Source organism: Pseudomonas sp. BN102 (assembly GCF_029871245.1).
In the GTDB taxonomy this organism is placed as follows: Bacteria; Pseudomonadota; Gammaproteobacteria; order Pseudomonadales; family Pseudomonadaceae; genus Metapseudomonas.
Window position 1 is genome coordinate 101,346 of record NZ_SSON01000077.1, and the last position, 12,916, is coordinate 114,261.

Annotated in this window: 12 protein-coding genes; 7 read left to right on the forward strand and 5 right to left on the reverse strand. The window is 64.7% G+C overall.

Annotated elements, in window-relative coordinates:
- Nucleotides 1–23: 23 nt before the first annotated feature.
- The gene (locus tag E8F12_RS24505; protein WP_280327799.1) at nucleotides 24–365 is read left to right on the forward strand and encodes a zinc ribbon domain-containing protein YjdM; all 342 of its coding nucleotides are present in this window, start codon (nucleotides 24–26) and stop codon (nucleotides 363–365) included.
- Between the two features lie 339 nt (nucleotides 366–704).
- The gene (locus E8F12_RS24510) at nucleotides 705–1,496 is read left to right on the forward strand and encodes an NYN domain-containing protein (protein ID WP_280327800.1); all 792 of its coding nucleotides are present in this window, start codon (nucleotides 705–707) and stop codon (nucleotides 1,494–1,496) included.
- 162 nt (nucleotides 1,497–1,658) lie between these two features.
- Here E8F12_RS24510 and E8F12_RS24515 read toward each other — a convergent pair whose 3' ends face one another.
- On the reverse strand, nucleotides 1,659–3,056 hold the full coding sequence (locus E8F12_RS24515) for a VOC family protein (protein ID WP_280327801.1): 1,398 nt from the start codon (nucleotides 3,054–3,056) through the stop codon (nucleotides 1,659–1,661).
- A gap of 325 nt (nucleotides 3,057–3,381) precedes the next feature.
- On the opposite strand from E8F12_RS24515, the gene E8F12_RS24520 reads away from it, so the two are divergent.
- A complete protein-coding gene (locus tag E8F12_RS24520) occupies nucleotides 3,382–4,671 on the forward strand; it encodes an FAD-binding oxidoreductase (RefSeq protein WP_280327802.1) in 1,290 nt (429 codons plus the stop codon).
- Between the two features lie 104 nt (nucleotides 4,672–4,775).
- Here E8F12_RS24520 and E8F12_RS24525 read toward each other — a convergent pair whose 3' ends face one another.
- From E8F12_RS24525 to E8F12_RS24535, 3 genes are all read right to left on the reverse strand, one after another.
- A complete protein-coding gene (locus tag E8F12_RS24525; protein WP_280327803.1) occupies nucleotides 4,776–6,272 on the reverse strand; it encodes a CoA-acylating methylmalonate-semialdehyde dehydrogenase in 1,497 nt (498 codons plus the stop codon).
- A 179-nt stretch (nucleotides 6,273–6,451) separates the two neighbouring features.
- Nucleotides 6,452–6,739: a cupin domain-containing protein gene (locus tag E8F12_RS24530; RefSeq protein ID WP_280327804.1), complete on the reverse strand. Its 288-nt coding sequence runs from the start codon at nucleotides 6,737–6,739 to the stop codon at nucleotides 6,452–6,454.
- Nucleotides 6,739–8,085, reverse strand: a complete 1,347-nt coding sequence (locus E8F12_RS24535) for an aspartate aminotransferase family protein (protein ID WP_280327805.1) — start codon at nucleotides 8,083–8,085, stop codon at nucleotides 6,739–6,741. Before E8F12_RS24535 ends, E8F12_RS24530 begins: the two co-directional genes overlap by 1 nt.
- A gap of 120 nt (nucleotides 8,086–8,205) precedes the next feature.
- On the opposite strand from E8F12_RS24535, the gene E8F12_RS24540 reads away from it, so the two are divergent.
- The 4 genes from E8F12_RS24540 (at nucleotide 8,206) to E8F12_RS24555 (ending at nucleotide 12,068) form a co-directional block, all read left to right on the forward strand.
- Nucleotides 8,206–9,126, forward strand: coding sequence for a LysR family transcriptional regulator (locus E8F12_RS24540; protein WP_280327806.1), 921 nt, complete (start codon nucleotides 8,206–8,208; stop codon nucleotides 9,124–9,126).
- Nucleotides 9,127–9,339: 213 nt separating this feature from the next.
- A complete protein-coding gene (locus E8F12_RS24545; protein WP_280327808.1) occupies nucleotides 9,340–10,005 on the forward strand; it encodes a TetR/AcrR family transcriptional regulator in 666 nt (221 codons plus the stop codon).
- Nucleotides 10,005–10,589: a YigZ family protein gene (locus tag E8F12_RS24550; RefSeq protein ID WP_280327809.1), complete on the forward strand. Its 585-nt coding sequence runs from the start codon at nucleotides 10,005–10,007 to the stop codon at nucleotides 10,587–10,589. Before E8F12_RS24545 ends, E8F12_RS24550 begins: the two co-directional genes overlap by 1 nt.
- Before the next feature lie 528 nt (nucleotides 10,590–11,117).
- Nucleotides 11,118–12,068, forward strand: coding sequence for an adenosine deaminase (locus tag E8F12_RS24555; protein ID WP_280327810.1), 951 nt, complete (start codon nucleotides 11,118–11,120; stop codon nucleotides 12,066–12,068).
- A gap of 90 nt (nucleotides 12,069–12,158) precedes the next feature.
- Here E8F12_RS24555 and E8F12_RS24560 read toward each other — a convergent pair whose 3' ends face one another.
- A complete protein-coding gene (locus E8F12_RS24560) occupies nucleotides 12,159–12,818 on the reverse strand; it encodes a 7-cyano-7-deazaguanine/7-aminomethyl-7-deazaguanine transporter (RefSeq protein WP_280327811.1) in 660 nt (219 codons plus the stop codon).
- Nucleotides 12,819–12,916 lie beyond the last annotated feature (98 nt).

The following is a 12,916-nucleotide window of genomic DNA, read 5'->3' on the forward strand; positions in this document are numbered from 1 at the left end:
TAACACCTGACGTCGAGGCCTTGATGAGCACCCTGCCGCCCTGCCCCAAATGCAACTCCGAATACACCTACGAAGACGGCGCGATGCTGATCTGCCCCGAGTGCGCCTACGAGTGGTCCGCCAACGCCAGCAGCGAAGCGGCCAGCGATGAAAAGGTCATCAAGGATTCCGTCGGCAACGTCCTGCAGGACGGCGACACCATCACCGTGATCAAGGACCTCAAGGTCAAAGGCTCGTCCCTGGTGGTCAAGGTCGGCACCAAGGTGAAGAACATCCGCCTGGTGGATGGCGACCATGACATCGACTGCAAGATCGACGGCATCGGCGCGATGAAGCTGAAGTCGGAGTTCGTGCGCAAGGTCTGACTCCGGACGCGCGAATCCTGCGGGAGCGAACTCATTCGCGAAAGCAGGCCATCGGCCTGCCGCAGGTTGGCCCTGAGCCACAGTCCAAGCCCAACAGCCCCCACGCCGAGGCCAACCTGGGCCCGAAAAGACAAGGCCCGGCAAATGCCGGGCCTTGTACGATCCACGCGGGCTGAGACTTCAGTTCTTCAGCGACACTTGGCCCTCGGCCAGTTTCAGCGCAGACAGGCGCTCGAGCAGCAGCTTGATGTTCTGCCGCGCCGAACATCCGTCCACCAGCCATGGCCTGCGTCACCCAATCGCAGTATGGTCAGGCATCCCCACTCCCAAGGACGAACCATGGCCCTCAAGCCCCAAGCTCCCCGGCAGCAGAAGCACCTGGCCGTTCTGATCGACGCCGATAATGCACCGGCCGCGATCATCGAGGGCCTGTTCGAAGAGATCGCCAAGTACGGCGTTGCCAGCGTCAAGCGCATCTACGGCGACTGGACCGGGCCGCAGCTGGGCAGCTGGAAGAAGGTCCTGCTCGACCACTCCATTCAGCCGATCCAGCAGTTCGCCTACACCAAGGGCAAGAACGCCACCGACAGCGCGCTGATCATCGACGCCATGGACCTGCTCTACACCCGGCGTTTCGACGGCTTCTGCCTGGTCTCCAGCGACAGCGACTTCACCCGCCTCGCCGCGCGCCTGCGGGAAGAAGGCCTCAGCGTCTACGGCTTCGGCGAAGAGAAGACACCCAAGCCCTTCGTCGTCGCTTGCGACAAATTCATCTACACGGAAATCCTCCGTGCCGAAGCCGCTGAAACGGCCCCCAGCACCGAAGACAAACCGCAGCCCGCCAGCGAACAACCCAAGCCCACCGCGAAACCCAAGCCACAGAAGGTGCCGGTGGACTTCATCGCCAAGCTGATCGACGACCTCTCCGACGAAGACGGCTGGATCCAGCTCGGCGCCCTCGGCCAGAACATCAGCAAACTGCGTCCGGCATTCGATGCGCGGCTTTACGGATTCAGGAAACTCAGCGACCTGGTCAAGGCCCAGAGCAAGCGCTTCGAGATCCAGGTCAGGGGCAGCAGCGCCAGCGGCGGTGAGTCGCTCTATGTGCGCAATCGCAAGCCAGGGAAATGAAGGCGAACGCCGGGCGCCTTGGCGAATTAATCCGTCCCGACAGGGGAATCACCGCGCAAACGAGAAGGCCAGTCATTCGACTGGCCTTCCCTTTACCACCCAGAGACGGTCAACCATTGCTCAGGAGCGCAAACTGCGCCGCTTCGTGGTTGGTGCCCGGCGCTAGACAAGCGGGGGCAGGTCGAGTGTTGCCGAGCACTCCAGAATGGATCGGCGCTGGGTGTCGGCATACAACTGCAACTCGTTCAGTACGCGCGCTCCCAGCGCGGCATGGAAGTCGGTCTGGCTCGAGCTGATCCCATAATGGGTTTGCACGTTGTCGCCGAGGTTCGACTGGAAAATGCCAGCGGCACTGACAGGCAGGAAGTCCTCGTAGACCAGCGGCTCGAAGCGCACATGCCCGGCCTTGATCAGGCTGTCCAGGTCGCGGGGGCGCACCACATCGCTGCGGGCCGCGAGGCCCCGCTCCGTCACGAAGTATCGGAAGTAGGCCAGCCCCTGCCGGCGCATCTCGTCATGGCTGTCCGGGAAGTCCTGGAAGCTCTTCTCAAGCAACTGGGCATAGCGCTGCGCGTTGCCCTCGTTGGGAAACTCCTTGAGCTCTGCCCGGGCCGTGTCCAGCAGGGCGTCGTAGAGCGCCCGGCCCTTTGGCGTAAGCGCGGCGCCGCGCTGCTCGATCTCGCCGAAACGGGCGGTATGGCTGCCCAGTGCGCTGTGCTGGCCAACGAAGGCCACCTGTTCTTCCAGCGCCTTGAAGCTGGTCTGGCGCAGCAGGATCGGGCACTGCCGGCGTGGCGGCCCCTCCACCACGGCCTTCGGCGTGATGCCGCGTTCGGGCATGCTGGCCTGGATCAGGTCGATATCCAGGGTGCGCTGGGTCAGGTGATTGATGTGCGGGCCCTTGAACGCGACCACATCGGCGATCAGCCGATGCTGGTCATGCAATTGCCGGTATTCCTCGGCCGTCACCGTCGCCTGGGTGTGCCAACGGAAGGTTTCCAGGGCTTCCTTGACGAAAGCGTCGGCATCCTCCTGGTTCAAGCCGCCGTCGTGCTCGAAGCGGGCGATCAGTTCCCGGGCGCGGGCCGTGAAGATGTCCCGATTGGCCAGGATGCGCGAAGCCAGCTCGCGCAGCTCGAGGTTGTCGATCAGCTCCAGGCGCAGCAGCGAGGTGAACACCCGAAACGGGCTGACCTGCAGCGCGTCTTCGTGCACCGCGCGGAAGGCGGTGGAGTGGACCGGCACTCCAGCGCTGCCGAGATCGTAGTAGCCCACCGGCTGCATGCCCATGACGGCGAACAGGCGGCGGATGGTGGAAAGCTCATCGGCCGTGCCCACCCGGATCGCACCGTGACGCTCCATGGACAGCCGCTGGATTTCGCCGGTACGCCGCAGCTGCTCCGCGACTTCAGGCGCCTCGGCCATCACCTTGTCGTTGATGTCCGCGACCAGCTGCAACAGGGTGCCGTAGAGGGGAACTTCTGCTTTGTACATGTCGGACATGGCGCTGGAAAACCGCGCGCGAATTTCGTCCGGACTCACGAACCCCTGCTTAGTCATGGTGCTGCGAACTCCCTCGGATCAACGAATCAAACGGGTTTGGCCGGGCAACGGGCGGCGCCGGCATGGGGGCGATTCTGCTCAGCTTCGGTGGCGTCTACAAACGACATATCCTCCGCACTTGATTCCTCCAGGGAATGAAGTCGCCCTATTAAAGGGACCATCTGGTCGGGGCCGCCCCATGCGACATTCCGCTGTGGAATGACATTCAGAGGATATTTCGGTTGTCCTCCCCCTCCCGGACCCGCTAAACAGTCGTTCAGCTAGCACTAGACGGATGAGTCCTGCCCGCCGGGTTCGAGGACGTCACCGACAGGATCGACTGATGAACACCAATTTCCTCAAGACCTACTACGAAGCCACGGTCGAGCAGCCGTCCTGCCCGACGCAGTCCGGCCGCACCGACACCCGCGTGTGCATCCTCGGCGGCGGCCTTGCCGGTCTTTCCACGGCCCTCGGCCTGGCCGAACGCGGCGTCACCGACGTGGTGGTGCTGGAGTCCCACCGTGTAGGCCACGGCGCCTCAGGGCGTAACGGCGGCTTCGTCTTCGGCGGCTACAGCCTGGGCAATGCCGACCTGCTCGCCAGCCTGGGCGCCCAGGAAGCACGCCGCCTATACCAGTTGACCCTTGATGCGGTGGGCCTGATCCGTCAGCGCGTCCAGCAGTACGGCATCGACTGCGACCTGGTGGACAAGGGCGTGATCCTCGCCAACTGGTTCAACGATCCAGCCCGGCTGGAGACCCCGCGCCAGTTGATGAAGGAGGCCTACGGGGTGGACTGGGAATACGTCCCGCCAGGCCAGCTCAAGGAGCAATTGAAGTCCGACCGCTATTTCGGCGGCCTGCTGGAGCGCAACGCCTTCCACTTCCACCCGCTCAAGTACGTCTGCGGCGTGGCACGCACCGTTGCCGGTCTCGGCGTGAAGATTTTCGAAAACTCCCCTGCGCTGGCCATCGAGAAGCGCCAAGGCAAGTACGTGGTGCGGACCGAAGGCGGTGAAGTGCATGCCGATCACGTGGTGTTCTCCGGCGGAGGCTACGCCCGCGGCCTGTACCGCCCGGTGGAGCGGGCTGTGCTGCCCATCGCCACTTATGTGGTGGCCACCGAGCCTTTGGGTGATCGCCTGAAGGACGCCATCAACTGCGAATCGGCGGTCTACGACACGCGCTTCGCCTTCGACTACTACCGGCCGCTGCAGGACAGCCGGATTCTCTGGGGCGGCCGGATCTCCATCCTCGACCGCGGCCCGGAAGCCATCGCCGGCTTGCTCAAGGCGGATCTCGTCTCCGTTTATCCCCAACTGGAAGACGTGGAAATCCAGTACTCCTGGGGCGGGCTGATGAGCTACGGCCGCCACCAGATGGCGCAGATCGGCCAGGACGATGACGGCATCTGGCACGCCGTCGGCTTCGGCGGCCACGGCATGGCGCCGACGACGGTGGCAGGCGAAGTCCTGGCAGACGCCATCGCCAAGGCCGTCCCGATCCCCGCCGGCTTCCGCAAATTCGGCCTGACCCGCACCTTCGGCCTCGCCGGAATGCTTGCCGCGCAGATGACCTACACCGCCTTCCAGGCTCGCGATGCCTTTGATGCGCGGCGGTTGAACCGGTAGCAGCGTGCACCGCCCTTGATGGGTTTCGCTTCGCTCTAGCGGAGCGAAACCCATCGAAAGAAAAAAGCCCGGCTTATGCCGGGCCTTTTCATTCAATGCATCACTCAGCCGTTGCTCGGGAAGGCAAACTGCGCCGCCTCGTGGCTGGCGCGCTGCGGCCAGCGCTGGGTGATGGCCTTGCGGCGGGTATAGAAGCGCACGCCGTCCGGGCCGTAGGCGTGCAGGTCGCCGAACAGCGAGCGCTTCCAGCCGCCGAAGCTGTGGTAGGCCACCGGTACCGGCAGCGGCACGTTGACGCCGACCATGCCCACTTCGATCTCGTCGCAGAACAGGCGGGCGGCTTCGCCGTCGCGGGTGAAGATGCAGGTGCCGTTGCCGTATTCGTGGTCGTTGATCAGCTGCATGGCGTCTTCCAGGCTGTTGACGCGGACGATGCAGAGCACCGGGCCGAAGATCTCTTCCTGGTAGATGCGCATGTCGGCGGTGACGCGGTCGAACAGGGTGCCGCCGACGAAATAACCGTCTTCATGACCGGCGACGCGGTAGCCGCGGCCGTCCACCACCAGTTCGGCACCGGCTGCGACGCCGTCGTCGATGTAGCCGACCACCTTATCGCGGGCGGCGGCGGTGACCAGCGGGCCCATGTCCAGGCCGCAGTTGGTGCCGGCGCCGATCTTCAGGCCCTTGATCTGCGGGACGATCTTCTCTACCAGCGCATCGGCGATCTGGTCGCCCACGCACACGGCCACGGAGATGGCCATGCAGCGCTCGCCGCAGGAACCGTAGGCGGCGCCCATCAGCGCACTGACGGCGTTGTCCAGGTCGGCGTCGGGCATCAGCACGGCGTGGTTCTTCGCGCCGCCCAGGGCCTGCACGCGCTTGCCGCGCTTGGTGCCTTCGGCATAGATGTACTCGGCGATCGGGGTCGAGCCGACGAAGCTGATGGCTTTGACGTCCGGCGCTTCGATCAGCGCGTCCACGGCTTCCTTGTCGCCGTGCACCACGTTCAGCACGCCCTTGGGCAGGCCGGCCTGGTGCAGCAGCTCGGCGATCAGCAGGGTGGAGCTCGGGTCGCGCTCGGACGGCTTGAGGATGAAGCAGTTGCCGCAGGCGATGGCCAGCGGGTACATCCACAGCGGCACCATGGCCGGGAAGTTGAACGGGGTGATGCCGGCGACCACGCCCAGCGGCTGGAAGTCGCTCCAGGCGTCGATGTTCGGGCCGACGTTGCGGCTGTATTCGCCCTTGAGGATTTCCGGGGCGGCGCAGGCGTACTCGACGTTCTCGATACCGCGCTTGAGTTCACCGGCGGCGTCTTCCAGGGTCTTGCCGTGCTCTTCGCTGATCAGCTTGGCGATGACGGCTTCGTTCTGCTCCAGCAGTTGCTTGAAGCGGAACAGCACCTGGGCGCGCTTGGCCGGCGGGGTGTTGCGCCAGGCCGGGAAGGCGGCCTTGGCGGCGTCGATGGCCTGCTGCACGGTGGCGCGGCTGGCCAGGCCCAGCTGGTGGATGGCTTCGCCGGTGGACGGGTTGAACACGGCGGCGGTACGGCCTTGGTCAGCGATGCGTTCGCCGTTGATCAGGTGCGGGATGAGGCTCATGGGTGGGGTCTCTTGTAGGGCTTTTGTCTGGTTGTCCCGGGGAAGAGAGTTGACTCTCCCCCCGGCCCCGCTCCGCGCCCCGGCCTGAACGCGTAGCGTTCAGGCGCTCATGGGCGCAGGAAGCGGTGCTTCCAAAAACGCGCCCCTTCACCCCAAAAGGGAGAGGGGGCCGCTGTCTATTACTTGATCTCTGTTTCGACGAAGACCACTTCGTGGTCGCTGGCGTTGATCACGTTGTGCTCGACGCCCGCCTTGCGGAAGTAGCTCTGCCCGGCCACCAGGGGGGCGTGTTTGTCGCCCTCCGGGGTTTCCAGCAGCAGGGTGCCGTTGGTCATCGGCACTACCACATAGTCATAGCCGTGGCGGTGACAACCGGTTTCGGCACCGGGGGCAAAGCGCCACTCGGTGACGATCACCTCGTCGTTGTCCACCTGCACGGTGGGCACCGCCTGGGGGCGTTGGCTCATCAGTTCACGCCCTGCAGGGCCTGGCCGACGGCGTCGAACAGGCGGTCGAGTTCTTCCGGCTTGGCGTTGAAGGTCGGGCCGAACTGCAGGGTGTCGCCACCGAAGCGCACGTAGAAGCCAGCCTTCCACAAGGCCATACCGGCCTCGAACGGACGGACGATGGCATCGCCGTCACGCGGGGCCAGTTGCAGGGCACCGGCCAGGCCGCAGTTGCGGATGTCGACGATGTGCTTGGCACCCTTCAGGCCGTGGATGGCCTTCTCGAAGTGCGGCGCCAGTTCAGCGGATTGCTGCACCAGGTTTTCCTGCTCCAGCAGGTCCAGGGCGGCGAGGCCCGCGGCACAGGCGACCGGGTGCGCGGAGTAGGTGTAGCCGTGGGTGAACTCAACAGCGTATTCGGGCGTCGCCTGGTTCATGAAGGTCTGGTAGATCTCGCGGCTGGCGATCACCGCGCCCATGGGGATGGCTCCGTTGGTGATCTGCTTGGCCACGTTCATCAGGTCCGGGGTCACGCCGAAGTATTCGGCGCCGGTCATCTTGCCCATGCGGCCGAAGGCGGTGATCACTTCGTCGAAGATCAGCAGGATGTTGTTGGCATCGCAGATTTCGCGCAGGCGCTGCAAGTAACCCACCGGCGGTACCAGCACGCCGGCGGAGCCGGACATGGGCTCGACGATCACGGCGGCGATGTTCGACGCGTCATGCAGCTCGATCAGCTTGAGCAGCTCGTTGGCCAGCTCGACGCCACCGGTTTCCGCGGCGCCCTTGGTAAAGGCCAGGCCCGGCTGCAGGGTGTGCGGCAGGTGGTCGACGTCCATCAGTTGGCCGAACATCTTGCGGTTGCCGCCGATGCCGCCCAGGGCGGTGCCGGCGACGTTCACGCCGTGATAGCCACGGGCGCGGCCGATCAGCTTGGTCTTGGCCGGCTGGCCTTTCAGGCGCCAGTAAGCGCGGGCCATCTTGATGGCGGTGTCGGCGCACTCGGAGCCGGAGCCGGTGAAGAACACGTGGTTCAGTTCACCAGGCGTCAGGTTGGCGATCTTCTCGGCCAGCTGGAACGACAGCGGGTGGCCGTACTGGAAACCGGGGGAGTAGTCGAGGGTACCGAGCTGCTTGGCCACGGCTTCCTGGATTTCCTTGCGCGAGTGACCGGCGCCGCAGGTCCACAGACCGGAGAGGCTGTCATAGATGCGACGACCCTGGTCGTCGATCAGCCAGCTGCCTTCGGCGGCGACGATCAGGCGCGGGTCGCGCTGGAAGTTGCGGTTAGCGGAGAAAGGCATCCAGTGGGCGTCCAGCTTGAGCTGGCTGGCGAGGGGAAGCTGGGCGGTCTGCGGCATGTTCATGAGTGGCCTCGAAAGTGTCTTGTTCTGAGGAACGACGCGCTACTTGCTGCCGACATTGCCACGGGCATAAAGTCACGAAAATCCAACTTTTCAAATCTTTAGATCAGGGATCACTAAACCATGAGCAGCCGCCGCCCCGACCCCTTGGCGCAGGTCAGCGATTTCGATATCCGCCTGCTGCGCATCTTCCGCAGCGTGGTGGAGTGCGGCGGTTTCTCCGCCGCCGAGAGCGTGCTGGGCATCGGCCGCTCGGCCATCAGCCAGCAGATGAGCGACCTGGAGCAACGCCTGGGCCTGCGCCTGTGCCAGCGCGGCCGAGCCGGCTTCGCCCTGACTGAGGAAGGCCGCGAGGTTTACCAGTCGTCCATGCAGCTGCTGGCGGCGCTGGAGAGCTTCCGCACCGAAGTCAACGGCCTGCACCAACACCTGCGCGGCGAGCTGAACATCGGCCTCACCGACAACCTGGTGACCCTGCCCCATATGCGCATCACCCACGCGTTGTCGCGCCTGAAGGAACGCGGGCCGGACGTGGTGATCAACATCCGCATGACGCCACCGAGCGAAGTGGAGCAAGGGGTACTCGACGGACGCGTACACGTTGGCGTGGTGCCGCACACCGTGGCGCTCTCCGGGCTGGAGTACCAACCGCTGTACAGCGAGCGCTCGCTGCTCTACTGCGCCGTGGGTCACCCGCTGTTCTACGCCGACGACACCCAGCTCAGCGACGAGCGCCTGAACCAGCAGGACGCCATCGCCCCCACCTTCCGCCTGCCGGCGGACATCCAGGCGCAGTACCAGGTACTCAATTGCAGCGCCAGCGCCTCGGACCGCGAGGGCATGGCCTTCCTCATCCTCACCGGGCGCTACATCGGCTACCTGCCGGACCACTACGCCAGCTTCTGGGTGCAGCAGGGACGGCTGCGGGCGCTGAAGCCGGCCAGCCGCTTCTACGACCTGTCCCTGGCCTCGGTGACCCGAAAGGGGCGCCGGCCGCACCTGGTGCTGGAAAGCTTCCTGGAGGCGCTGGCTGCCACGGGTTGAGCGGCTGCTTCCGTAGGGTGGATATCGCTTTTCATATCCACCAGCGGAGCCCATCCCAGCGCCGATGGTGGATTGATGAAGCGCGATCCACCCTAAGACTCGCTCCTGCAAAAAGCTGACCGGCACATCGGGTTTTCTCGCTTCTCGGCTTGTAACGACGCAGGCAGTGGGGTATCAGTGCTGTCGCCAACTCCTACAAGAATCAGGAAACCTATGACCTCACTGGTGCCCGCCCACAGCCCGAACCCTGCCTCGAAACCCGCCGGCCGCATTCGTCAGAAGAACGAAGAGCTGATCCTCGCCGCCGCCGAGGAAGAGTTCGCGCGCCATGGTTTCAAGGGCACCAGCATGAACACCATCGCCCTGCGCGCCGGGCTGCCCAAGGCGAACCTGCACTACTACTTCAGCAACAAGCTAGGGCTGTACATCGCGGTGCTGAGCAACCACCTGGAACTCTGGGACAGCACCTTCAATACCCTCACCGCCGAAGACGATCCAGCCGAGGCCCTGGCCCGCTACATCCGCGCCAAGATGGAATTCTCCCGCCGCCACCCGCTGGCCTCGAAGATCTTCGCCATGGAGATCATCAGCGGCGGCGGTTGCCTGGAAACCCATTTCGATCAGGACTACCGCAGCTGGTTCAAGGGCCGCGCCGGGGTATTCGAAGCCTGGATCGCCGCCGGCAAGATGGACCCGGTTGATCCGGTGAACCTGATCTTCCTGCTCTGGGGCAGCACCCAGCACTACGCCGACTTCAACACCCAGATCTGCCGCGTCACCGGGCGCAAGCGCCTGACCCGGGACGACTTCGAAGCGGCCACCCAGAACCTCATCCAGATCATCCTCAAGGGCTGCGGCCTCAACCCACCGGTCGCCTGATGCCCTTCACGCTGTCCACTCCCGCCGAGTACCGCGAGGAGATCAAGAAAAGCCGCTTCATCGCCCACGCCGCGCCCGTTGCCAGCGCGGCGGAGGCGCAGGCCTTCATCGCCCGCCTGTCCGAACCCGGCGCCTCGCACAACTGCTGGGCCTGGAAACTGGGCAACCAGTACCGCTTCAGCGACGACGGCGAACCCGGCGGCACCGCCGGCCGGCCGATACTTGCCGCCATCGAGGGCCAGGCCTTTGACCAGGTGGCAGTGCTGGTCATCCGCTATTACGGCGGCATCCAGCTCGGCACCGGCGGCCTGGCCCGTGCCTACGGCGGCAGCGCCGCCAAGTGCCTGCAAGGCGGCGCGCGGGTGGAACTGGTCGCCCGCAGCCGCGTCAGCTGCCACCCCGGCTTCGCCGAACTGCCCCTGCTCAAGGCCCGCCTGGGCGAGTTCGAGGCCCTGCTGGAGAGCGAGCGCTTCGATGCCGAAGGCGCAGAGCTGGTGCTGGCCCTGCCCGAGGCTCAGATCGCCGGGCTGGAACGGTTGCTGCGGGATATCAGCCGTGGACGGCAGGGGCTGAAGAGGTTGTAGGGCGGGCCTTTGGCCCTTCATCGCCCGAACGAGCATGGCTCTTCCTACGAACGTGCAGGGGCTGCAATTCGAGCCCGGTTCCTTTTCCCCACAACCCACAAATTCTGTGGAGCCAGCTGTGGATAACTCGTGGGCTCTTCGCTGCAACGCGGTTCCTGCGGGGCTTGGCGAGAATTGTTCGCTTTTTGCCCAGCAACGAACCTATCCCCTGCCCCAAAGGTAAGCAACTGATTTAAAGGAGCATTCTCTTGCGCACCAAGGCTGCGCAATAGGGTGCGCGGGCTGCTGGCGGCAAGGCTTTTTGTCCACCCGGAACGGGGAAAAGACTGTGGATAAGCTTGGGAATAGCCCGTGCAGCCCAGTATCGGCGCTGGCTGCAAGACACTGATCAAAAAACACCCAACACCCCTGCATCGAAAGCGTCAATCACGCACCAGCAACGAGCGCTGCGAAGCGAGGCCAGCCCAGCGAGATCCTGTCCTTGCGGTTAAACTTTCCGGCGACCATGCCTGATAACGAGAAACCACCATGTACGACTGGCTGAACGCCTTGCCCAAGGCCGAATTGCACCTGCACCTGGAAGGCTCCCTGGAGCCCGAGCTGCTGTTCTCCCTGGCCGAGCGCAACAAGGTGGCCCTGCCCTGGGCCGACGTGGAGACCCTGCGCAAGGCGTACGCCTTCAACAACCTGCAGGAGTTCCTCGACCTCTACTACGCCGGCGCCGACGTGCTGCGCACCGAGCAGGATTTCTACGACCTGACCTGGGCCTACCTGGAGCGCTGCAAGGCGCAGAACGTGATCCACACCGAGCCTTTCTTCGACCCCCAGACCCACACCGACCGTGGCATCCCCTTCGAAGTAGTGCTGGCCGGCATCCGCCAGGCGCTGGAAGACGGCCGCGAGCAATTGGGCATCAGCTCGGGGCTGATCCTGAGCTTCCTCCGCCACCTCTCCGAGGAAGAAGCGCAGAAGACCCTCGACCAGGCCCTGCCCTACCGCGACGCCTTCATCGCCGTGGGCCTGGACAGCTCCGAGAAGGGTCATCCGCCGAGCAAGTTCCAGCGGGTGTTCGACCGCGCCCGCGCCGAGGGCTTCCTCACCGTCGCCCACGCCGGCGAGGAGGGCCCGCCGGAGTACATCTGGGAAGCCCTGGACCTGCTCAAGATCGAACGCATCGACCACGGTGTGCGCGCCATCGAGGACGAGCGCCTGATGCGGCGCATCATCGACGAACAGATCCCGCTCACCGTCTGCCCGCTGTCCAACATCAAGCTCTGCGTGTTCGACCATATGCGCCAGCACAACATCCTCGAGATGCTGGAGCGCGGCGTAAAAGTGACGGTGAACTCGGACGACCCGGCCTACTTCGGCGGCTATGTCACGGAGAACTTCGCCGCCCTGCACGAGCACCTGGGGATGACCGAGGACCAGGCCAGACGCCTGGCGCAGAACAGCCTGGATGCGCGGTTGGTGAAGTAAGGAAGAGCCCTCTGGGGCTAAATCTGTAGGAGCGAATGAATTCGCTCCTACAAGTTGAATCCCGCGTCGCTGTCCCGGATATCGCCGCCTTTATCCAACCCGGCGAAACGTTGCGGCCGGCGCCATCCAGCGCAGGATGCCGCCCAGCAGCACGCCATAGAGCGGCACGAAGAGCAGCAGGCTGACAGCCAGTTTCACGCCGTAGTCCACCGTGGCGATTTCCACCCAGTGCTCGGCCATGAAGGGGTTGTCGCTGCGCCAGAAGGCCACGGAGAAGAAGGCGAAGGTGTCCAGCAGATTGCCGGCGATGGTCGAGGCCACCGGGGCTACCCACCACTGGCGCAGTTGCCGCAGGCGGTCGAACACCTGGATGTCGAGCACCTGGCCGAGCACGTAGGCGAGGAAACTGGCCAGCGAGATGCGCGCGACGAACAGGTTGAACTCGCCCAGGGCTTTGATGCCCTGGAACGCGGCGTCCTGGAACAACACCGAGACCACGTAGGAAGCCGCCAGCGCCGGCAGCATGACTCGCGCGATGACCCGACGCGCCGCGGCCTTGCCCATCAGGCGCACAGTCAGGTCAGTGGCCAGGAAGATGAACGGAAAGCTGAAGGCGCCCCAGGTGGTCTGCCAGCCGAACAGGGTCATGGGCAACTGCACCAGGTAGTTGCTGGCGATGATGATGAGGATGTGGAAGGCGATCAGGCCGGCCAGCGCCGGGCGCCAGACAGAGGGAATTGCAGCGGGCATGGTGGTTCGCATCCTTTTTGCCGATGGGGTGAGGGAACCCATGTCGCAGCCCCAAAGCCGACGACGGCGCGCATTCTAACTTGACCCGAACGTCAGGA